Below are 23,149 nucleotides of genomic sequence, written 5' to 3' on the forward strand. Positions count from 1 at the left end.
ATTGTTATCGGTCTTATAAGCTCTACTTCTACTCCCGCTTCTTTTGCTTTTTTGACAGCACCTTTTGCTGGTCTGGTGGTTGAACCAAATACAAAGAGGGCTGTTTTTGCTTTTTCATTTTTCTCGTTCTCCAGCATTACTATATCATCATAGTATTTATCAAGTTTGGAATTTATCCTTCTTACATTGGCATCTATTGTCGATGGAGTTAAATCCGGTATTCCGTCTTCTCCGTGAATCATGCCGGATATATTGTACCTGTAGCCTCCACCTAATGGCGGCAGTACAGGTAAACCTGTCTCATCTATTTTGTAGGGAAGGTATTCCTCTTCTGGTAATGCATCCTTCCTTCTGTCTACTATCTCTAGGTCTTCTTTGTCAGGTATAACTATACTTTCTCTCATGTGTGCCAGAAGTTCATCCATTAAAATCACTACTGGCACCATATATTTTTCTGACAGATTAAATGCCTTTACTGTTATCTCATATGCTTCTTTTACTGAACCGGGCATTACTGCTATCCGTGGGCTGTCTCCATGTGAACCCCATTTGGCCTGCATTATATCTGCCTGATGTGGTTTGGTGGCTCCACCTGTTGATGGGCCCACCCTCTGTGCATTGTAAATTACTATCGGCAGCTCTACCATTGCTGCATAACCTAAGTTCTCCTGCATCAGGCTAAATCCAGGTCCACTTGTTGCGGTCATGGATTTCTTACCTGCTGCTGATGCTCCTATTATTGCTCCTATACTCCCCAGCTCATCTTCCATCTGTATAAATCTTCCTCCATGAGAAGGCAGCTTTTCTGAAAGTATTTCTATTACTTCTGTTGAAGGGGTAATTGGATATCCAGCACAGAATTTTACTCCTGCTGCCAGTGCTCCCTCGGCTACCGCCTGATTACCCTGCATTAGTACTGCTTCTTTCATATACTTAATCCTCCTCCACTATTTCTATTGCAAAGTCCGGGCAGCGTAGTTCACACAGCATACAGTTAATACATGCATCTGCCTCCACTACCTTTAGTTTGCCTGTAATGTCCAGTTCTAATACATCTGTCGGGCAAAAGTCCACACATATGCCGCAGCTTTTGCACCATGCCTGATTGATCTCAATCTTTGCTTTGTTTTTGCTTTTACTCATAATTTAGCTCCTTTTCTAATTATTATTCAGCACTTTTTTTCTGAAAGTCTTAATAATCAACCCAAAGAGAGGTGTTGACTGCAGTGCAGAAAATAGTGCAAGTGCAAGTAAAATTGCAGAAATTGGACTTCTCAAAAAAATCATCCAGGATCCTCTACTCATTAAAAGTGACTGGTTTAAGCTTGTATCAAACATATGACCTAAAATAAGACCTATTACCATTGGAGCAGTCGGCATATCTATTTTGTTCATAAAATAGCCGAGTATTCCAAAAATGAACATCAATATAACATCAAAAAAACTATTATTGATTGCAAAAGAACCAACTACAGCCAGTACTACAATTAATGGCGCAATAACTTTATTATCTATTTTAGTTACATATATTGTTGCTCTTGTAAACATTAAGCCAATTATAAACATAAATATATTAGCAAAAAATAGCCCCCATATTAATGTATATGTTACATCAGCATGTTCTGTCATCAGAGTTGGTCCGGGTAAAATGCCGTGTACCATAAGTCCACCTATTAAAACAGCAGTAGATGAACTACCCGGTATACCAAGTGTTAGTGTTGGTATCAGGGCACCACCAACAACAGCATTATTAGCTGCCTCTGCTGAGGCAATACCTTCCGGCCTCCCCTGGCCAAATCCTGTTTTATCTTTTGCCCACCTCTTTGCTTCATTATAGGCAAACCAGCAGGCAGTGTCTCCACCAGTGCCAGGGATTAAACCAGTAATTACTCCTATTCCAGAAGATCTCAAAATTGTAACAATCAATTTTTTAAATTCTTTAAAAGTTGGTAGCATTTTATCTTCAATCGGATTAATTTCTCCGCTATTCATTGCAGACTTCTGTTCTATTAAATGTATTGCCTGTGGGATAGAAAACAAGCCAATAAGTGCTACAACAAAAGGAATCCCAGAAAACAAGTACATATTACCAAAAGTAAATCTCGGTGTACCAGTTGTTGGATCCATACCAATTAAGGCTAACAGTAACCCAATGGAACCAGATAAAAGTCCTAAAACCGTTGAACCTCTAACAAGAGAACCAATGATAGTCATTCCCAGTACAGCTACCGCAAATAGCTCAACAGGCCCAAATTCCAGTGCCAGTTTTCCCAAAAGTGGTGCAATAGTCAAAAGTACAAGTGCACTTATCATACCACCAATAAATGAAGAAGTTAATGATATACCAAAAGCTTTACCAGGATAACCTTTTTGAGCCATCGGATAACCATCCATAATTGTAGCTGCCGCAGCCGGTGTACCTGGTGTTTTTAAAAGTATAGCTGCAATTGATCCTCCATACATGGCTCCCATATATAGTGATGCGAGCATGCTGATACCTGAAGCAGGATCAAGTCCAAAAGTTAAAGGCAGCAGTATTGCAATAGCCATTGTAGCAGATAATCCCGGCATTGAACCAACAAATAAACCGATACTTGTGCCGAGAGCAATCAAAAGTAAATTAAAAGGCTGTATTACATTGGTAAGTCCAAATAAAATATTATCCATTATCATTTCAATTTATACCTCCTACGAAAGAATACCCATCGGTATCGGCAAATTTAAAAATTTAACAAAAACTAAATAAACAAATAAATTAAATCCTACAGTTATAAGAATAGTATTTCTTAAACTTGTTGATTTTAAATACATAAATGAGGCTATTATAAAAACTGGTGTAACTATAAAATAACCAAGAGTTTTTAAAGTGAAAACATAAATTCCTATCATAACTGCAAATATAAACGCTTTTAAATAATCAATTTCTCCTACAGCATCTGTAAATTCAGAATCAATTTTTTTCTTTTTTTTCTTTTTAGGCTTATCCTTATTAACAAATTTCAAAATTTGCTCCACCAGCATTAAAATAGTGAAAAATACAATTATATAAATCAAAATAACAGGAAATCTTTTAGCCATACTGGGTAATTTACCGGTTCTACTGTAAAAAACTCCAGCCATTGTTAAAACCACAGCAGCAGTTAAAAAATATTTCCATAATGCTTTAAACAATTTCACGCCAATTGTCACCTTCCTTTTAAGAAAATAGAAGGGATTTTTAAAAATCCCTTCTATTTTTATGTCTTAAATGCCTTTATTTATATTCAATATTTAATGCAGCTTTATTTAATTTTGGTACTGATCTTTAACGTTTTCCCAGATTTCACCATAAATTTCAGACTGAGTCTGTAAGTATTCCCAATATTCATCACCTGTTTTAATATCAAGATTCATAGCTCTATCTGCTGCAGCCTTCTGGAACTCAGGATCTTTGGCCATTTCTTCTACAGCTGCTATTAATGTATTTACTGCTTCTTCTGGCATACCCTTAGGTCCACTGATACCACGTGAAGAACCTGCAACAACATTATATCCTAATTCTTTCATTGTAGGAACATCTGGCAGTGCGTCCAATCTTTTTTCAGAATAAACAGCAAGTGCTTTTAAGTTACCTTCTTTAACCTGTGGATATGTGATACCTACGTTATTACTGCTTGCATCAATTTTTCCACCCATAGCTGCCTGCCATGAAGGTCCATCACCTGTGAAGGGAATAAGCTGAAAGTCAAGTCCTGTTTCTCTTTCCAGAATTAGCATCGAGAAAAAGTCATCTCCACCAACACCAGAATGGCCAACAGTAACTTCTCCAGGATTCTCTTCAGCATATGCCATTAATTCTTCCATTGTATCAAATGAACTATCTGCTGGTACAACCATAATACCAGGGTCTGTTACTATATTTGCAATAGGATCAAACATATCAATATGATATACTATTTCTTCATTCATAATATAGTTAGTCATAAGCATTGGAGTGTTTGTTACACTGATTGTATATCCATCATTAGGAGTATCATAAGCCAGTTGAGTCCAGGCAATTGCTCCTGTAGCACCAGGCTTATACTCATTAACAAAACTTGTATCTAAAATATCCTGTAGAAATGGTTCAATTAACTGTGCAAGTGCATCACTACCTCCACCAGGACTGAAACCCATAAGCATCTTAATTGGCTTTTCTGGATAAGCCGCCAGGGACAAACTGGAAATCACAAAAACCATGATTAATACCATTACTAAAATTCTCGATTTCTTTAACATAAAATGAAACCCCCTTGAATTTTTTAGTGCTTTGTTCTACAACATCCAGCTGATATAATTTCACAACCACCTCCTTCTAACTTATTACCTTATATTAATTATATTTTATATTTTTTAAACATAAAAAATTATAACACTATATATAACTGCAGAATGAAGCTTGTATAAGCTGAATTTTATATAAAATACTCATAATAGTAATCTCCTTTTTCATTATTGTCTGAAAATTCATTAAATTATTCGCTCATACACTCAATAAAAATATATATTATTTCTTTGTCAAATGTTTTGCCAAACAAAAGGATGGCAATTAAAATAATTGATTACTTATTAGAATATTTTATCTTATACTAATATAATAGAATATTTTGACGAAGAATGCCTTTCATATATTGTTCAATAGTAAATAATCATGCATATATTGTTGTATAAGTTTAAAAAAATAAAGGATTATCTAATTTTTTTGCGAATTCTTACAATAATAATTTTATTTTAGAAAGGAAAGATACATAATATGAAGAAAAAAAAGATATTTATTTTTGCTCTACATGTTCTAATGATAACACAGACTTACTTTTTTCTGCCATTAATTCCAATTTATGCTAAAGAATTTGGTATAACGCAATTTTTAATCGGCCAAATTATATTTTTTTACAACCTCCCCAGTGGATTTACCAAAATTTATATTGGTTTTCTAATTGACAAAATAGGAAGTAAAAATGTGCTTATATTATCAAATATTATATTTATAATTGGAGTAATATTTTATTTTTTTCCGGGGAGTTTTTTCATATTATGTACCGCTCAATTTTTAACAGGAATAAGCAGAGCTGCTTTCATGGCCAGTACAGCCTTTTATTTTTCCGAAATGGATGCAGAAGAGCGCGGGAAAAATCTGGGAATTAGAACTGCAGGAATTGGAATGGGATTTTTTATTGGCCCAGTTTTAGGAGGTTTAGCAAGTGACCTCTGGGGGTATTATGCTCTTTTTATTATACTGTTAATATCATTTCTTTTAAATGCTTTTCTTCTAAAAAATCTGCCTGAAATAAAGTTAGTTGGGCAACAAAAGTCTTTAAAACCAGAGAAAAACAGCAGCTTTATTGAAGATACTAAAATTCTGCTTAAAAATCCAGAATACCTTATAGTTATATTGAGTGGATTTACCATTTCTGCAATTATGATTTTGACAGATAATTATCTACCTCTTTATCTTAATGAAATAAGTCTTTCTATGAGGGCTGTTGGATTTATATTAAGTGTTAAAGGTCTATCTCAGATAATATTTGGGGGTATTATGGGCAGCCTATCTGATAAATATGGAAGAATGGTTTTTGTCTATGGAGGAGTAATAATTCCTGCCGTATCCATTATGCTGCTTCCTTTTTTAACAAATTTTTATCTTCTTGTTCTGTTTGTTTTTTTAATATCTATTGGCTTTACGGTTTTGAACCCAATCTTAAATGCACTTGCAGCTGAAACTGTAAAACCGGAGAAAAGGGGCTTTTCCATAGGCATCTGGCAGTCCAGTGTAAGTTTTGCAACCACTATATTTGCTCTTTTATTTGGCTATATGTACAGTGTTTTGAATTTGAAATTTATTTTCATTCTTGCCAGTTCGTTTCTTTTATTATGCCTTATTGGTGTCATTATTTTGCGGTACAAATTTGCGCTCGGCAGGAATAGTAAAATTACAGGAAGTGAGTTCTTATGACCAGTGATATTGATCACAGTAAATCTGATTTTAGTTTACTTATAGAGGATTTTATTATTTCTCACAGAAAAAAGCCAGTAGTTTTAAGAGGAGACAAACATTACCATAATGCATACGAGCTTCTGCTGACAAACAGCGGCTGTGGAAGATTTTTTATAAAAAATAGGAATTATAAAATTCAGGACAAAACTATTTTTATAATTGACGAATCAGAAATCCACAGACCAAAAATATCTGAAAAAAACCCTAGTTTCGATAGATTTATCATTCATATAAAAGAAAATTTTCTAAAAAGTTATTTTAACAATATTGAAAGTGATTTTAATCCACTGTATATTTTTAACAAAAATATTAAATCTTTAAAATTAAACAACTCTCAATACAACAAATTAAAATATATTACAGAAAAATTAATTTTCGAATCAACCAAAAAACAGCCTGGATATCAGTCAATTATTCATGCCTATCTTTTAGAAATGTTTGTTATGATTTTTAGACTTACAGAAAAAAATAATTTTCCTGAACAAAAAGTGGATTCTTCCAACCAAAAACTCCACCAAATAATTGAATATATCAATAATAATTATAAAAGAGGTCTTACTCTAAAAGATATTGCTCAAAATTTATATATCAGCAAATACTATTTGAGCCACTTTTTTAAAAAGAAAACTGGATTTACAGTCATAGAATTTATCAACAGCAGACGTATAATTGAAGCACAAAAAATGCTGACCAGCACAAATTTAAATATCACTGATATTGCAATGAATGTTGGTTTCAATACTTTAAATCATTTTGAAAGAACGTTTAAAACTATTAATGGTATTACACCAACACAATACAGAAATATTAACAGCAATAATTTTTAGAGCAGTTTAACTGCTCTTTTTTTTGAACAAATTTAAAAAATAATCCATCTAATTTACAAATTACAAATATATTATTTATATTAACAAATATTTATACTTGATTTATAATAAAATTTATTATATAATTAAATAGGTTTATTTTTACCTATTTTTCAATTTATTTATATTAATAGAAGGGAGTAGATATTAATGTTTAATCAAAAAGGAAAGATTTTCGTTATGCTCAGTCTTTTAACTGTCTTTAGTCTTTTTGTTTCCGGAAGTGTTATGGCCCAAACAAAATTTTTATCCATAGCTACAGGAGGAACTTCCGGTACTTATTACCCAATTGGTGGTGCAATTGCAAAGGTACTGAATGAAAACATAGAAAATGTAAATGCTTCTGCTCAGTCTACAGGTGCCTCTGTTACAAACAGCAGATTAATTTATAATCAGGAAGTTGAACTTGCCATACTGCAGAATGATATAGCCAGTTATGCGGTTAATGGCCAGAATCAATTTGAAGGAAATACTGTTAAAAATATGACAGGTATTACCGCACTATATCCCGAAGTTATACAGATTGTAGTTCGAGCAGATGCAGGTATAGAAAAAATATCTGATCTAAAAGGAAAAAAAGTAGCGGTTGGAGCTCCCGGCAGTGGTGCTGAGGCTAATGCCAGCCAAATTCTAAACTTTTTTGGATTGAGTTATGATGATATCGAAGAAGATTACTTATCATTTGGAGAAGCTGCAAGCCGTCTTAAAGACAGGCAGATAGATGCTGCTTTTTTAACAGCAGGTATACCCACTGCAGCAGTTATGGATGTTGCAGCCACCCAGAAAATCTCTTTACTAAATTTTAGTAAAGCAGATATAAAAGCTTTAAACGGCAAATATCCATATCTTACTGGTGTAACAGTTCCTGCAGGTACTTATAATGGTTTAGATAAAGATGTTACTACTGTTGCTTTAAAAGCAATTTTAGTTGCAGATTCTGATCTTTCAGAAGAACTTGTTTATAATATTACTAAAGCTATTTTCGAAAATCGCGATACACTTATCAATGCACATGACAGAGCAAAAGATATTAAACTTGAAAATGCTAAAGATGGTATGACAGTTAAACTTCATCCTGGTGCAGAAAAATACTTTAATGAAGTTGAATAATTATCTTTATAATTTTGAAGTTGATTTATGGAATTTTAGTGACTATTTTAATTAAGCTGAATAAGTAATTTTTGAGTTGGAAGGGAGGTGACCGGGTTTTCTATACCCGGTCATAATCCATTATGAAAAAATATTTTACAGCACTTATGATTATAATTTCTTTTATTTTATTGCTATATTTCAATTCCACTGTTTTAACTTTAAAAATTTATGATCTGGACAAGAATAATCTAATTTTTTCTGAACCAGTAAAAAATACAGATTCTTTTACAATTAAATATAATCATTCTGTAGCAAGAACACCTGTTTTTGAAATTTTTATAATTCAAAATGAAAAAATATATCTAAAAAAAACCATATATCAATCGTATGGTGCCGGCTTACCTTTTTTGAATAAAAACGATTATAAATTAAAAAATGATAAATTTATTATAGATAATATTGATCAGCAATTACCAGAAATTTTGCTTAGAGTAAGCAGTTATGCTGAACATAAATTTATATATGCAGATAATACTTATAAACTCTATAGTTTATCTGAAGATGAAAATCTCTTAAAAATATATCTTGAAAGAGAAAAGGTCTTTTCAAAAATTCTGGAGGAGATAAAAAATGTCTGAAAAACCACCATTAAAAGAAAATGAACTTTTGAAAGATTTTGATCCAACTGCTGATTATAGAAATTTCAGAGGTAAAGCAGCATTAATAATTACCATTATAGCTGTTTCTCTCTCTCTATTCCACCTCTATACTGCGGGATTTGGAATATTACTGGCTTTAAAACAGAGATCCGTACATTTAGGATTTATATTTACACTTATTTTTCTGCTTTATCCACCAGTAAAAGGGAAAAAAAATAATAAAATATTCCTGTTTTTTGATATCATTATGGCCGGACTCAGTATTGTTATATCTTCATATATATTTATAAACTATCAGGAATTAGTACGAAGAGCCGGTATGTTTACACAGCTTGATTATATTATGGCAATTACTGCAATAATTGTTGTACTGGAAGGAACCAGAAGAGTGATCGGGCCAGAACTGCCAGTTATATCTGTTCTCTTTTTGGCATATGCTCATTATGGTCCTCAGATGCCTGGCATGCTGGCACACAGAGGATATTCCTGGTCCAGAATTGCCAGCCATATGTACTTTACAACTGAAGGTATCTTTGGCATACCACTTGGAGTATCTGCAACATATATTTTTCTGTTTTTACTGTTAGGTTCTTTTGCTAAAAGGACTGGTTTAGGAGATCTCTTTATAGATCTGGCCATGGCATTAACCGGTAAAACTACCGGAGGCCCGGCAAAAGCTGCTGTTATTTCCAGTGGTTTTATGGGCTCTATTTCTGGAAGTTCAGTTGCCAACACAGTAACAACAGGTTCTTTTACAATCCCATTAATGAAAAGAGTAGGCTATAAGCCGAGATTTGCTGCTGCAGTAGAAGCTGCTGCTTCAACCGGTGGACAAATAATGCCGCCAATAATGGGAGCCGCCGCCTTTATTATGTCAGAATTTATTGGAGTACCATATGCCAACATAGCCAAAGCAGCAATTTTACCTGCAATTTTATATTATTTTTCTGTTGGTTTAATGGTCCATTTTGAGGCCAAAAAATTGGGTTTAAAAGGTATGAATAAAAATCAAATTCCAAAATTATTAAATGTCTTAAAAAATAGAGGCCATATGATTCTTCCTCTGGTAATAATATTTTATTATCTTTTTAAAGGTTATACCCCATTAAGGGCAGCATATATAGGAATACTTGTCTCTTTTGCTCTTTCTTTTTTGAAAAAAGATACAAGAATGAGCCTTAAAGATCTTATAGATACATTAAAAGAAGGAGCCATTTCTGCTCTCGGGGTTGCAGCTGCATGTGCCAGTGTAGGGTTTATAGTAGGTTCTACAACTTTAACCGGTCTGGGACTTAAATTCACCACAATAACAGTTTCACTTGCGCATGGTAATTTATTCTTAGCTTTATTTTTTACTATGGTAGCCTGTACAATTTTAGGAACGGGTCTACCGACAACTGCAACTTATATAGTTCTGGCCACTATGGCCGCCCCTGCTTTAACTGAACTCGGTGTTCCTATACTTGCAGCACATCTTTTTGTTCTCTATTTTGGAGTTGTTGCTGATCTGACACCTCCAGCTGCACTTGCAGCCTATGCAGGAGCAGGAATTGCAGAATCCAATCCGCTTAAAACAGGATTTACAGCAGTAAAACTAGCCTTCGCAGGCTTTGTTGTTCCATTTATTTTTGCATATTCCCCCTCTTTACTTCTAATAAATACCAATCTGGTAGGAGTAATAATTATTACAATGAGTTCTCTTATTGGAGTATTTGCACTTTCTGCTGGGGTTTTAGGCTATCTAAAAAGGAGAACAACAATTATTGAACAGCTTCTGCTCGGAATAAGTGCTGTTGGCCTGTTATTTCCAGGCTGGGAATCCGATCTTTTCGGCATTACTATATTATCAATTGTCATTTTTATGCAGTTTACAACTGATAACACAACTTCTGAAATATTAGGGGAAAATTAAATATATAAAATAAGAAAACTCCGCCTAAATATTTTTAATATCTATCAGGCGGAGTTTATGATTCCAAATTAAAAAGTTTATGTTATTCTAATACAGAATTGGGGACAAACAGGACTGCAGTATCCACAGAGTATACATTTTTCGTGATCCACTGTAACCTTATCATCAACAATGGAAAGTGCATAATTAGGACAGGTTTCTATGCATTTCAAACATTTTATACACAGCTTATTCAATATAGTAAGCTTTTTCTTCTCTTTTTCTATTTTCATATCCTCGGTTATTTTTTCACCGGCAAATATTTTCAGATTTAAATCCACTTCTTCTTTTGCAACCATTCCAACTGCAATAGAATCTATAAACTCTTTATTTAAAACAAATTCAAAGGCCTCATTTATATCATCAATCAAATTACCTCCCGCAAGAGGCTTCATTGCATAAACAGCTTTGCCAGAATCATGTGCATACTTCAATGCCAGGCTCATATCTTCTCTGCTTCCATCTACTATTCCTCTGCCTGTTATATTATAAATTGCAAAAACAACATCAATATTCTCATTTTCTGCTGCCCTTTTTACAACTTCAACATAGTGGGTGGCAATTCCAATATTTTTTATTTTACCCTTTACTTTCAGATCAATCAGTGCACGCAGAGTTTCTTTTCTTTTAGAAAAAGGCTCTGACTCTCTGGCAGCATGGATATGAAATATGTCGAAATATTCAATTCCTAATTTTGTTAAGCCATTCTCGACATGCTCTACTACCTCCTCATACGTCTCAGCATGTGATTTAGAAGTTATTACAAAATCTTCCCGATCCAAATTTTTAATTACTGGAGCAATATAATCATAAGTTCTGTACATTTCTGCAGTATCAATAAAATTTATGCCTGAATCAAAAGCATATTTGATTACCTCTATACCATCATTTAACGGCATGTTTTTCTGTGCTGGCCCAAGTGGAAGTGCACCAAAACACATTTTGCTAACTTCCAGATCAGTACTTCTCAATAATTTTTTTTCCATTATTCCACCCCTCTTTAATTTAATATATAAACATGAATTTTTTTATTTCAGCCCAAATTGTATCACTCAACAACTATAATATTATAAGGTTTATCAAGTACTATTTCTGGAACATTTTTATATACTTCTATTTTACCTAAGACTTTAACTTCTTTTCCTTCAAGATATTCGGCAGGGTTGTAATCGAATTTAATCAAATCTTCATTAAATATAACCACAGCGAAATCTTCATTATAATTCTCCGAAAAATTTAGGTATGTTACTTTATCTGAGCTGTAGGTGGATTCAATTTTTCCCTTAACAATAACTATTTCATTTACATAAGAGTCAGCATTTTGCCAGCTTATAACCTCTACCTGATCCTGATAATATTCTATTTTGGACCAGATTCCTGTTTTTTCCCTTCGTGCTCTTTTTGCTGTTTCTTTAAATTCCGCTTCATATCTCTTATTTGGTGGAATGATCATCAAATTAGCATAACCTTCCTGAAGCAGCTGCAGGTTAAACATTTCTGAATCATTTAAATAAATATAGGCCAGCAGGCGTCCATATTTATCTTCTTTTTCAGTATCAAATTCCAGCTCCACTTTTTTATCCAGAATCTTATCTTCTGCAAATTCTTTTGCTTTAAAGGCGAAATATTCTCCTTTTCCTTTTTCCCAGTCGATCTCTGGACAGTCAACACCCAGAACTCTTATTGTTTTACCACTGGAGGTTTTATATGTATCTCCATCAATTATTTTATTTATATGAACTTCTGCCAGAGAATTCTTCTGACTTATAAAAAAATAAGACCCTAAAAGCAAAATTAATGCTGCTGTCAAAATAAATAATTTATTTCTCATAATATACCAACTTTCTTCAATACAATCTTTCCCCTTTTTTATCTAAAACAGTCAGAAAGCTCCATCTAAATCTGTTTTTGATTTAGGTGGAGAGGTTCACACTCTGCTAAAAAAAGAAAAGAGAGCAGGGATATTTAATTTTTTAGTATATGAATCTTAAAGAAATCCCCGCTTTTTGCAGCTTAAAATTTTTTTGAGAAACTCCTATATTTATATTATTCTATATTAACAGCATTTATACCTTCAAAAATATATCTAATATAAACCACATTCTCTACTTAAAGTAAATATTTGATTTTTTAATAAACCAGGAATTTAAAATAAATCTGTCCTGTAGTAGTAGGCAGTAAATTTTAAAAAGTCCTCAATCTTAAAAAACTCAAAAATAAAGAAAGAGGACTTTTTATTTATCTTTAGCTGTCATTAATATTAAATTGATTTACCAGTTTGTTTAAGTTTGCTGCCATTTCGGCAAGTGTATCTGATAGGCCTGTAATTTCTTCAATAGATGCATTCTGCTCTTCGCTTGCTGCTGCGACTTCCTGAGTATTTGCAGAAGTTTCTTCAGAAATACCTGCAATTTCTTCTATTTCACTGACAATTTCTATACTATATTTATCCACATCATCTACAACCTTAATTGATGAATTGATTCCAGAAGATACATTTGCAATTTTATCTTCAATCTCAACAAAAGATTTTTCTGCACTGTTAACTACCTTTTCTCCATTTTTGATTTCTGTAATTCCCTCGTTCATACTCGAACTTGCATTTCTAGTCTCATTTTTAACATCTTCTATCAGCTTTCTAATTTGTGCTGCTGAATCAACTGATTCTTCGGCCAGTTCTCTAATTTCGTCTGCAACAACACTAAAACCTCTTCCTGCTTCTCCAGCTCTTGCAGCCTCAATAGCTGCATTTAAAGCAAGCAGATTTGTCTGTTCAGCAATATTATTTATTATATTGAGTATTTCATCAATTTCATCTGAAATTGATTCTAGATTACTTATTCCAGCTGCAACATTCTGTATCTGACTGCGGATTTTCTGCATCTGTTTGCTTACATTACTTATTTCTATTTTTCCGCCAGCTGCAGCATTTTCCATTTCATCAGCCAGTAATTTGACATCCTGATTTGATTTTTTTAGTTTATCTATATCTTCTGCCAATTTTTTAACCCTGTTATTGATATTTTCTACACTTTCTGCCTGTGTATCAGCACCCGTGGAAACATCGCTTATAGACTGTGCTACCTGGGTTGATACACTTCCAACTTCCTGAGAAACTTCTTTTAAATATGTAGAAGATTCTTTTACTTCATCTGAAGCTTCATTTATATTTAAAATCAGTTCTTTAAATTTGCTGACCATATTGTTAAAAGATTTACTTAATTTACCTATTTCATCATTTCTATTATTTGTATTACTGAGCATAACCTCTTTATTTAAATTTCCAGCCGCCAGTTCTCCAAAAGCTCTGATAAGTTTTTCCAGAGGTTTCAACTGCCAGTTAATTAAAAAATATGAGCTTAAAAACAGCAGTAAAATCCCAATTGCTGAAATTATGAGTATTATATTTCTAATTCTATTTACAGGATCTTTTATTACCTCTAATGGAACATCAACAGCCATATAAATACCATACTGATCACTTATCTGCTCAAAGGTCTGCTGTATGCTACCTCCAGTGCGGGAAGATGATTTTACACCACTATTAATCTGCTGCAGAAACCATGTATTTTCAATTTTTTCTCCCATCAATCTTTTATCAATATTGCTTAATATGATTCCATCTTTATTAATAACACTAAAAGCAGATATATTTTCCACCGTTTCTATGCTTTTACTATAATAAATATCAAGACCGGTCGCAATAATATAATAACCAATAATTTCTTCCTGATCACTGCCATTTTTAACAATTGGAGAACTGAATAATATTCTTTTTTTCCCTTCAATAGTATAAACTTTATCATTCTCAATATTTTTGTACATATCATCTGTTAATTTTTTACCAATATACTGATATAAGTTTTCCTCATCTTCTACTCTAGAATCAGCAAGTACTATTCCATCTTTGTTAACAACATAAGAGAATTCTGATTCTTTCATAATCTGGTTGTTTTCTCGCATTAGAGAAGCTCTTTCAAGAAAAGTGCCTATAAGTCCACTCATCTGCAGATCTATAAGTTGTCCATCTCTTATGTAAAAACTACTCATATCAGCCAAATCATATATATCTTCTATCTCAGAAAAATAATCTGCTGTATATTCCGCCTGCTCAATTTTTGCTAAAATCTCCTGCCTCTGGTTCTCCCTAATCAGGCTTACTTTTTCATTTATCTGCTCAGACATTATATCCTGACTGTAATTATATGTAAAAAATGCTACAAAGCCCATTACAACTACTATAACAGCTGTTAATATAATACTTATTTTCCATTTTAAATCAATATTTTTAAACAACCGCAACAACTCCTACTTGATTTTTTCTGTTATTAAAAAATGAATAATTCTGCAAATAAAGTCATTTGCCTGAAGCCAACTTCCCTCCTTCCATAATTTAGTTCTTTAAAAAAATTAGTCATTATTATATATATTTATACTCAAACTTCGCACTTGTGAAAGTGCTTTTGCACCTTGAAATTTCAATATTATTCAGCAAAAAAATATCGAATAGCTTCTGTTTTAAAAGCTGCAAACGCTTATAAAACTAAGGGAGTTCCTGTAAGCTCAATCTTTTTCTATCTGTTTTCTCTGATTTTTGATAACCGTTCTATGTATATGGATATTTTAACAGGAAAAAATGAAAAAGATTTTGCCAAAGATACTGTTTATCGTTTTATGAAATCTATCAACATTAACTGGATACAGTTCACAACTCTTCTTGCTGGTAGAATCATTGATGACAGCATTGAGCATTTAACAAATAATGATCGTGTAAACGTTCTGATTATTGATGATACAACCTTTGAGCGTTCAAGATCCAAAAAAGTTGAACTGCTTGCCAAAATATATGATCATGCCAAAAAACAGTATAAATTTGGATTTAGATTACTTACTCTGGGCTGGTCAGATGGAAACACATTCCTGCCAGTTAATGGCTGCCTGCTCTCTACTAAAAACTCTAAAAATCGAATTAATGAAGCAGCTGAAGTTGACAAACGTACTGTCGGTTATTCCAGAAGAAAACTTGCTCAGACTAAAGCTACTAAAGTTATGCTTGAACTGCTTGAAGCTGCTAAAAAAGCAGCTATTCCAGCATCTTATGTACTTTTTGATACCTGGTTTTGTTCTCCATCTTCTCTGATTGCTATCAAAAATATTGGCTATGATGTAATAGCAATGGCTAAAAAGACATCTAAAGTGCATTATCTTTATAATGGGAAGATGCAGCCTTTAACAAAGATCTTCAGAGAAAATAGAAAACGTCGTGGCAGATCACGTTATCTTCTTTCTGTAGAAGTTACTGTAGTTAAAGATGGGCAGTCTATCCCTGCCCGCTTTGTCTATGTTCGCAACCGCAATAAACGAAATGAATATCTTGCTCTAATCAGCACTGACATGAAGCTAACTGAAGAAGAAATTATCCGGATTTACGGCAAACGCTGGGAGATAGAAGTATTCTTTAAGGTTTGCAAGTCATATATAAAGCAGAGTAAAGAATGTAGATCATTATCGTATGATGCTATGACAGCTCATGCAGCAATTGTTTTTACAAGATACATGTTACTGTCAGTAGAAAACAGAAAATATGCAGATGACAGAACACTTGGGCAAATGTTTTATCTTCTGGTTGATGAAATGGCAGATATCACCTGGATTCAGGCCATACATATGCTGATGGAAGTTTTTATTACAACAATTAAAGACAAATTATCATTAACTTCAAAACAGCTGGATCAGCTTTTAGAAGCATTTATCATGGCATTACCAGAAAATTTAATAGAATATCTACCAGTATCTGCCTAAAACAGTGAAAATCACATTACTTTAATTCTGCTAAATATTGAAATTTCAAGGTGCAAAAGGGTTATCTATGTGCGAAGTTTGAATATATTAGCAAAATGTTTAAGATTATCATCTAACATTTTAATCATTTTCTTATCTGCACCTTTTTGAGGTCCATATACTTCAGCTGCACCTCGTTTCCCAACCAAAGGATTATCAACATCACAAGCTACAATAATATTTATATTTTTTATCCTATTGTCTAAATTTGTGGTTTCAATTTGTACAATATTATTTAGATTTTTACCACATGGTTCAACCAAATTCCCATTTTCATCAAAAAAGTTAACACCCATAGCATTAGCCATTCCAGCACCACAATCATTTGTCGCACTTCCACCGATTCCGATGATGATTTTATTTATTCCACGATTAATTGCTGACATAATTAATTGTCCAGTTCCATAAGTTGTAGTTATAGCTGGATCCCTTTTATTTTCTGGAATAAGTGTAAGTCCAGATGCTTCAGTCATTTCTATTACTGCAGTTTCTTCATCACCTAAAATGCCATAATGAGCTTCAACTTTATTTTTCAACGGTCCTAAAACTACTTCTTTTATAAATATACCATTTGTTGCATTAACTAAAGAATTAACAGTTCCTTCCCCTCCATCTGCAAGAGGGAGAATTTCTGTTTCAATATCATCAGAGAAAAATTCTATTCCCTTTTCAATAGAATTACACACCTTTAATGATGAAAGTGATCCTTTAAAAGAATCTGAAGCAATTAATATTTTCAAAAGAATCATCCTCTAAAATAATTTTGGATTAAAAAAATTTCATATATTTATTTACTTATCTACATAATATTCCTTAGTAGGCCTACCTACTTTTCCATATATTAATTTAATCTGTATTTTATTTTTTTCAGCTAAATACTCTAAATATTTTCTTGCTGTAATTCTGGAAACACCAAGCTCTTTAGCAATTTGATTTGCTGAATTATATTCTTTTTTATTTTTAAGATAATTATATATTTTTTTTAAAGTTATTTCTGATATACCTTTAGGTAATAATTCATTTGATTTCTTTTCTTTTTTTTGGTAGATAATTTTATCAACATTTTTTTGCGTGAAATTTTCATTTTTATTAAACATATCTATATAATTTAGATATTGTTCAAGTGATTTTTTTAACCTTTCAAATTTGAAAGGTTTTATTAAATAGTCTATAGCTCCATATGAAAATGCTTCATGTATTTTATCAACGTCACTAGCTGCAGTAATAAAAATAATATCACATGAAAGTTCTAATTTTCTAATTTTTTTTAATATTTCTATACCATCATTATCTGGCAAAAATATGTCTAATAAAATTAAATCAGGTTTTTTATTCTTTATTTTTTTTGTTATTAATTTAAAATTACTATTTACTTCTCCAACAACAGTAAACCCCTTTATTTTTTTTACAAATTCTTTGTTTATTTGTAACACCATAGGGTCATCTTCAACGATCAAAACTTTTATATCCATCTAAATAAACCTCCAGGAAAAGCTTAAACTTAATAAGGGATTTTTATCTTGAACTTTGTCTCAGTTTTATTACAGTCAACTTCTATTTGACCTTCCGCTTTATTAACAATATTAATCACATTATTTAAGCCCATACCCTTTCCGTCTTTTTTGGTAGAAAACCCTTTATCAAATATCTTATTTTTACACTTTTCTTTTATACCTGAACCATTATCTTTTATTTCAATAATTAAATTTTTATTTTCTTGCTTCACAAGAAGTCTGACTTTTTTATCATCTTTTTCAATATTTTTTAATGCATCAAAGGAATTATCAATTAGATTACCTAATACAACTATTGCATCATGTTCATTAAAATGTTTCGGTAATTTTTCTAAAAAGCTATTTTTTAGTACATTAAATTCAATATTATTTTCTTTAGCCTCACTATATTTTCCCAACAAAAATCCAGAAATACTAAAAATTTTTATTCTTCTAAGTATATATCCAAGGTTTTCTTCTTCAAATTTTTGCTCATGATTAATGAAATTAATTGCATTTTCATATTTTCCTAATTGAATTAAACCAGATATAGTGTGCAGTTTATTAATATATTCATGTGTTCTTGCTCTTAATGCTGAAACAATATTTTGAAATCCAGTTAATTTTTCTGCTAACTCATTTATTTCAGTTGAATCTCTAAAAGTTGCTACTGCTCCAATTATTTTATTATTTACAATTATGGGAATCCGATTTGTTAAAATTTCTTTTCCTGAAATAAGTTGTTTTTGATCAAATTCAGGTTTTCCACTATTTACTACATCTACTAAACGCGTTGTTTTTATTATTTTTTCAACAGGTTTATCAAGAACATCCCCATTTATATTTAATATATTTTTTGCCGAATCATTGATCATTGTTATTTTCCCTTTTTTGTTTATTGCAATAAGACCCTCTCTCATTGAATCAAGAATTGTTTCTTTTTCTTTAAGCAAAGTAGCTATTTCAATAGGTTCTAATCCAAATATTGAATTTTTAATATTTATAGACAGATAATATGATAATATAATAATTAAAATAAAACCTATCGGCAGTGTAGTAATAAAAATTTTATAAATTTCATTAAAATATTGCGAAAATTTTGGTTGAAAAAAACCAACAGCAACAAATCCTATTTGTTCATTTTCTGAATAAATTGGTGCAAACCCTCTGATAGAAGGTCCAGATATACCTACAGCCCTAGAATAATAACTTCTGCCATTTAACGCACCTTTTTCATCTCCACCGGTAAATTTTTTTCCAATCAAATTTTTGTTAATATGACTATACCGAATAGAATCCATATTATTAAATACAACAAAACTAACATTGGTAGTATCTACAATATTATCAGCAAGATCATCCAAATATTGAGACGGATGTTCACTAAGATAAGCTTCTATAACTTCTTTATCTCTAGACAAAATCTTAGCAATATCTTGTACGTGCTCACCTATTCTTTCTACCACATTTTTTTGTAAAGTGTTAAGCATAAAAAGTGAAATAATAAGAAGAATGAACACTCCTCCTAAACTTGTGTATAAAATTATTTTATTTCTAAGTTTCATGCTTAACACCTAACTTTAATAATTATAAATTATTAGCATAATCTTCTATTTCATCTATTTTTAATAATCTTTTCTTTTTAATAGCATTCTTTTTAATAATCTTTAATAATTTCATTTGTTTTTCTTCATTTAATTCAATATCAAGTAAGTCAAGAACTCTTTTAATATTAGCTAAACCATTATGTTTACCAAAAACAATATCTGTTTTTTTCTGACCAACAAGCTCCGGAGAAATAGGAGAATATTCTAACATATTCTCCTTACCACAATTAAGTACCCAGGAAGTTACAATACCTGATTCTACATCAAAAATATTTTCTCCAACTATTGGACGATTAGGTCTAATATTTATTCCTGATAATTTTTGTACTAATAAAGATAATTCTTTTAATTTTGAAACATCTATATTTAAATCTTTATTATACATTGTAAGAAGTGAAAGAATTACATCTTCAAAAGGTGCATTCCCAGCTCTTTCACCAAGCCCTGTAATAGTTGTATGAACAACGTCTACTCCTGAAGCTAAAGCTATAATAGAATTAGCCGCTCCAATTCCAAAATCATCATGAAAATGAACTTCTAAAGGTTTATTAATATTACTTTTTATTTTATTTATTAAATAAGGTATAGAGTGAGGATTCAAACCTCCCAAAGTATCAACTAAAGCAAGTGAATCCATATGCCCTTCAGAAGAAACAGTTTTTATTAAATCTATGAACCAATCAAACTCTGCTCTGCTTCCATCAATAGGAAAAAAAACTGTATATAATCCTTTTTCTTTTGCAAAACTTGTTGCTTCAATTGAAAGTTCAACTGCTTTTTCTAAAGACCAATTATATGCATTTTCTATTATATGTTTGCTAGCAGGAATTTCTATAACAATACCATCTGCTCCACACTCATGAGCAATTTTCACATCTTCCTTCATACATCTAGCAAATGAAAATATTTTTGCGTCTCCTAAATTAGCATGTGCAATACTTTCTAAAGCCTCCCGATCGTCTTTTGATACCGCCGGCATTCCAGCTTCAATCCTATGGACACCAATTTGAGCTAATTTTTTTGCAATTCTTACTTTTTCATTTTTAGTAAACACAATTCCCGCCTGCTGCTCTCCATCTCTTAAAGTAACATCATGTACTTGTATATTATCTGAAAAATTATAATTTGACATTACTTCTTCTGAAAAATTCCAGGGACTAGTAAACCAATTCTCTGTCTTCCAGGGTTTCTCACGTAAATTCAAAAAAATTCTCCTCTCTATTTATTATATAATTTATTAATTAAGAACTCAAATAACATTTTCTTGTTTAATCATTTTACAACACAATTTAATTGCTTCACTCATTGCTCCAGGATCTGCTTTATTTTCACCTGCAATATTATAAGCAGTTCCATGTGCGGGAGTAAGAATTGGAAAAGGTAATCCAGCATTCAAAGTAACTCCTTTATCCAGTCCTTTTAGTTTTAAAGCTATTTGACCTTGATCATGATACATAGTAATAATTATATCGTATTTTCCTCTAAAAGCATCAATAAATATTGTATCTGCAGAAAAAGAACCGAAAATTTCAAGTCCTTTTTGTCTTTTGTTTTCAATTACTGGTCGAATTATATCAATTTCTTCTCGACCAAAGAGACCATCTTCACCTCTGTGAGGGTTAAGAGCACAAACAGCAATTTTAGGTTCTTTATTTTCTACTTTTTTAAATGTATTATACGCTAAATCAATTACATTATTTATATTTTTAAAATTAATGAAGTTATTGACTTCACTAATTGAAACATGTGAACTAACTCTTGCTGTCCATAAACCATGCAAATAATTCATTTCACCAACTATATTTTCCCATGATAAAAGATCAACAAACAACTCTAATTCATCTCGATATAAAAATCCACCAGAATTAATTTTCTTTTTATTTAGAGGACCATAAACAATTCCATCAATATACTGATTATCAGCATAATAAAGGATTTTTTGTAATATTGGTATTACTAATTTTGAAGAATTATTATAAATTTTATTTTTAGAAAGACTATTTTCTTCGTATTTTTCAAATCTTAGAAAAGCAATATTATTATCTGAGAAATTAACATTTTCTATATTTTTGTAAGTAGAATACTTTATATCAACATCCGTAATATTAATTGCTCTCTTTATATCTTTTTCTATTCCAAAAAGCAGAATATTTTCATTATAATTATATTCCGATAATGCTTTAACAACAATTTCAGGTCCTATTCCTTCAGGATCTCCTAAAAATAAACCAATCAAATTTATCACATCCTTTTGGATCAGATATCAATGATTTTAATTTTAACATTTAAGGTTTTATCAATACTTTAATTAAATTATTATCATTACTGACAGCCTGAAAAGCCTTCTCGATCTCTTCCAATTTATACTCATCTGAAATCAAGCTTTCGATATCAATTAAACCTTGCTGTACTGGTCTTAAAGCTTTAGGAGCCCAAACATATCTCTCTTCAGGAGTATGATGAACTAAACCAGTATTTCTGATATATAAACTGTGATGATGCCAGCGGTGAATATCTAATGTCACGGGCTCAGTAATCCAGCTATATAATGATATAATTCCATTGTGTTTTACTAAATCACTAGCCATGTTCATACTTTCTTCTGTTCCTGCTGCCTCTATTACTACGTCAAAACCTTCTCCATTTGTTATATCCATTAATTTTTGATTAATATTTTCGTCATTAAAATTAAAAACAATATCTGTGCCTAGTTTTTTTGCTAAAGAAAGTTTTCCTTTTACAACATCTACACCCACAACCTTATTAGCCCCTTTCAACTTTGAACCTTGAGCTAAAATTTGACCGGCAAATCCTAAACCTAGAACTAAAACATTATCTCCTAAATTTACACCCGAATTTAAAGATGAATATAATGCACATGCAATAGGCTCTCCCAATGCTGCATAACGCATATTCATTCCTTCTGGAACAGGTTGAAGATATTTTTCTTTAATCACAAAATAATCAGAAAAAGTATGATAATGTCCAAAAGAAATAACTTTATCACCAGGTCTATATTTACTTACTCCTTTTCCAATATTTATTACTTCACCTCCACCTTCATGACCTAAAAGAAGGGGATAATCTTCTTCAGGTGGTAATTCTCCCTTATAAAACATTTTATCAGTGCCACATATTGAAGCCTGTTCAGTTTTTACTAATACATCATTTTTCTCTATATTCAATTCTTTTTCTACCAAATATATTTCGCCTTCATTAGCGAGTTTAGCAACTCTTGTTTTCATTATTTTTCACCTTGTTTATTTATTGGAATCAAACATAAAAATTCAAAGTTCTCATCATAAGGATTTTTAAATTGATGAGTTTCATTAGCTTTTACATAAGCAGACATCTCTGGCCCAATTTCATGCTCATCACCATCAGAAACCATTATGCCTCTACCTTTTATAAAATAATTTTCATGTTCCCAATTATGCTTATGTAAGGGGGTATTGCCACCAGGTTCCACAATAAAATATCTCATTATAAAATTTACATCACCATCTTCAGGTCCCACTAAAACTTTTTTATAAGTTTTTTTTACGCCTTCTTGACCTGATAAATCCACTTTTTTTACATCAGAATTCTTTTTTATAATCATTAATTCTCAACTCCTATTTTAAAATA

At 31.6% G+C, this 23,149-nt stretch carries 21 protein-coding genes; 6 read left to right on the plus strand and 15 right to left on the minus strand.

The features are described from left to right. The 5 genes from DFR78_RS05245 to DFR78_RS05265 all read right to left on the minus strand — a co-directional run. On the minus strand, positions 1-929 hold a 929-nt coding region (locus tag DFR78_RS05245; protein WP_114457790.1), incomplete at its 3' end, for a 2-oxoacid:acceptor oxidoreductase subunit alpha. A 4-nt stretch (positions 930-933) separates the two neighbouring features. Further along, on the minus strand, positions 934-1,143 hold the full coding sequence (locus DFR78_RS05250; protein ID WP_114457791.1) for a ferredoxin family protein: 210 nt from the start codon (positions 1,141-1,143) through the stop codon (positions 934-936). A gap of 15 nt (positions 1,144-1,158) precedes the next feature. Further along, positions 1,159-2,673, minus strand: a complete 1,515-nt coding sequence (locus tag DFR78_RS05255) for a tripartite tricarboxylate transporter permease (protein ID WP_199505556.1) — start codon at positions 2,671-2,673, stop codon at positions 1,159-1,161. A gap of 15 nt (positions 2,674-2,688) precedes the next feature. Next, positions 2,689-3,177 carry a tripartite tricarboxylate transporter TctB family protein gene (locus tag DFR78_RS05260; RefSeq protein WP_114457792.1) on the minus strand — a complete coding sequence of 163 codons (489 nt, stop codon included), beginning with the start codon at positions 3,175-3,177 and terminating at the stop codon, positions 2,689-2,691. A gap of 108 nt (positions 3,178-3,285) precedes the next feature. Then, positions 3,286-4,257: a tripartite tricarboxylate transporter substrate binding protein gene (locus DFR78_RS05265; protein ID WP_114457793.1), complete on the minus strand. Its 972-nt coding sequence runs from the start codon at positions 4,255-4,257 to the stop codon at positions 3,286-3,288. A 514-nt stretch (positions 4,258-4,771) separates the two neighbouring features. Here DFR78_RS05265 and DFR78_RS05270 point away from each other — a divergent pair. The 5 genes from DFR78_RS05270 (at position 4,772) to DFR78_RS05290 (ending at position 10,542) form a co-directional block, all read left to right on the plus strand. Beyond that, positions 4,772-5,971, plus strand: coding sequence for an MFS transporter (locus DFR78_RS05270; RefSeq protein WP_114457794.1), 1,200 nt, complete (start codon positions 4,772-4,774; stop codon positions 5,969-5,971). Continuing rightward, a complete protein-coding gene (locus DFR78_RS05275; RefSeq protein ID WP_114457795.1) occupies positions 5,968-6,840 on the plus strand; it encodes an AraC family transcriptional regulator in 873 nt (290 codons plus the stop codon). The genes DFR78_RS05270 and DFR78_RS05275 overlap by 4 nt, the downstream gene beginning before the upstream one ends. Positions 6,841-7,029: 189 nt before the next feature. Next, positions 7,030-7,989 carry a TAXI family TRAP transporter solute-binding subunit gene (locus DFR78_RS05280; RefSeq protein WP_114457796.1) on the plus strand — a complete coding sequence of 320 codons (960 nt, stop codon included), beginning with the start codon at positions 7,030-7,032 and terminating at the stop codon, positions 7,987-7,989. 122 nt (positions 7,990-8,111) lie between these two features. Beyond that, on the plus strand, positions 8,112-8,609 hold the full coding sequence (locus DFR78_RS05285; RefSeq protein WP_114457797.1) for a DUF1850 domain-containing protein: 498 nt from the start codon (positions 8,112-8,114) through the stop codon (positions 8,607-8,609). Then, entirely contained in the window at positions 8,602-10,542 is a 1,941-nt protein-coding gene (locus DFR78_RS05290; protein WP_114457798.1) for a TRAP transporter permease, read from the plus strand. The genes DFR78_RS05285 and DFR78_RS05290 overlap by 8 nt, the downstream gene beginning before the upstream one ends. A 77-nt stretch (positions 10,543-10,619) precedes the next feature. Here DFR78_RS05290 and DFR78_RS05295 read toward each other — a convergent pair whose 3' ends face one another. The 3 genes from DFR78_RS05295 to DFR78_RS05305 form a co-directional block, all read right to left on the minus strand. Then, entirely contained in the window at positions 10,620-11,567 is a 948-nt protein-coding gene (locus tag DFR78_RS05295) for an aldo/keto reductase (protein WP_114457799.1), read from the minus strand. Positions 11,568-11,629: 62 nt separating this feature from the next. Beyond that, a complete protein-coding gene (locus DFR78_RS05300) occupies positions 11,630-12,412 on the minus strand; it encodes a thermonuclease family protein (RefSeq protein WP_114457800.1) in 783 nt (260 codons plus the stop codon). A gap of 413 nt (positions 12,413-12,825) precedes the next feature. Further along, positions 12,826-14,877, minus strand: a complete 2,052-nt coding sequence (locus DFR78_RS05305) for a methyl-accepting chemotaxis protein (protein WP_114457801.1) — start codon at positions 14,875-14,877, stop codon at positions 12,826-12,828. Positions 14,878-15,051: 174 nt separating this feature from the next. Between DFR78_RS05305 and DFR78_RS05310 the strand changes: the two genes are divergently transcribed. Then, the gene (locus DFR78_RS05310) at positions 15,052-16,383 is read left to right on the plus strand and encodes a transposase (protein ID WP_114457802.1); all 1,332 of its coding nucleotides are present in this window, start codon (positions 15,052-15,054) and stop codon (positions 16,381-16,383) included. A gap of 65 nt (positions 16,384-16,448) precedes the next feature. Here DFR78_RS05310 and DFR78_RS05315 read toward each other — a convergent pair whose 3' ends face one another. From DFR78_RS05315 to DFR78_RS05345, 7 genes are all read right to left on the minus strand, one after another. Next, positions 16,449-17,162 carry a glycerate kinase gene (locus tag DFR78_RS05315; protein ID WP_158531714.1) on the minus strand — a complete coding sequence of 238 codons (714 nt, stop codon included), beginning with the start codon at positions 17,160-17,162 and terminating at the stop codon, positions 16,449-16,451. A gap of 51 nt (positions 17,163-17,213) precedes the next feature. Further along, on the minus strand, positions 17,214-17,894 hold the full coding sequence (locus tag DFR78_RS05320; RefSeq protein ID WP_114457804.1) for a response regulator: 681 nt from the start codon (positions 17,892-17,894) through the stop codon (positions 17,214-17,216). Between the two features lie 29 nt (positions 17,895-17,923). Beyond that, entirely contained in the window at positions 17,924-19,435 is a 1,512-nt protein-coding gene (locus tag DFR78_RS05325) for a sensor histidine kinase (protein ID WP_158531715.1), read from the minus strand. Between the two features lie 67 nt (positions 19,436-19,502). Next, positions 19,503-20,726 (minus strand): LeuA family protein, encoded by a 1,224-nt coding sequence (locus DFR78_RS05330; protein WP_199505557.1) that lies wholly within the window; start codon positions 20,724-20,726, stop codon positions 19,503-19,505. Between the two features lie 45 nt (positions 20,727-20,771). Beyond that, complete coding sequence (locus DFR78_RS05335) at positions 20,772-21,758, minus strand: 4-hydroxythreonine-4-phosphate dehydrogenase PdxA (protein ID WP_158531716.1); 987 nt, start codon at positions 21,756-21,758, stop codon at positions 20,772-20,774. A 49-nt stretch (positions 21,759-21,807) separates the two neighbouring features. Further along, positions 21,808-22,767, minus strand: coding sequence for a zinc-binding dehydrogenase (locus DFR78_RS05340; RefSeq protein ID WP_114457807.1), 960 nt, complete (start codon positions 22,765-22,767; stop codon positions 21,808-21,810). Continuing rightward, the gene (locus tag DFR78_RS05345) at positions 22,767-23,123 is read right to left on the minus strand and encodes a cupin domain-containing protein (protein ID WP_114457808.1); all 357 of its coding nucleotides are present in this window, start codon (positions 23,121-23,123) and stop codon (positions 22,767-22,769) included. Before DFR78_RS05345 ends, DFR78_RS05340 begins: the two co-directional genes overlap by 1 nt. Positions 23,124-23,149 lie beyond the last annotated feature (26 nt).

This window comes from Halanaerobium sp. MA284_MarDTE_T2, from assembly GCF_003337245.1.
Taxonomy (GTDB): Bacteria; Bacillota; Halanaerobiia; order Halanaerobiales; family Halanaerobiaceae; genus QPJE01.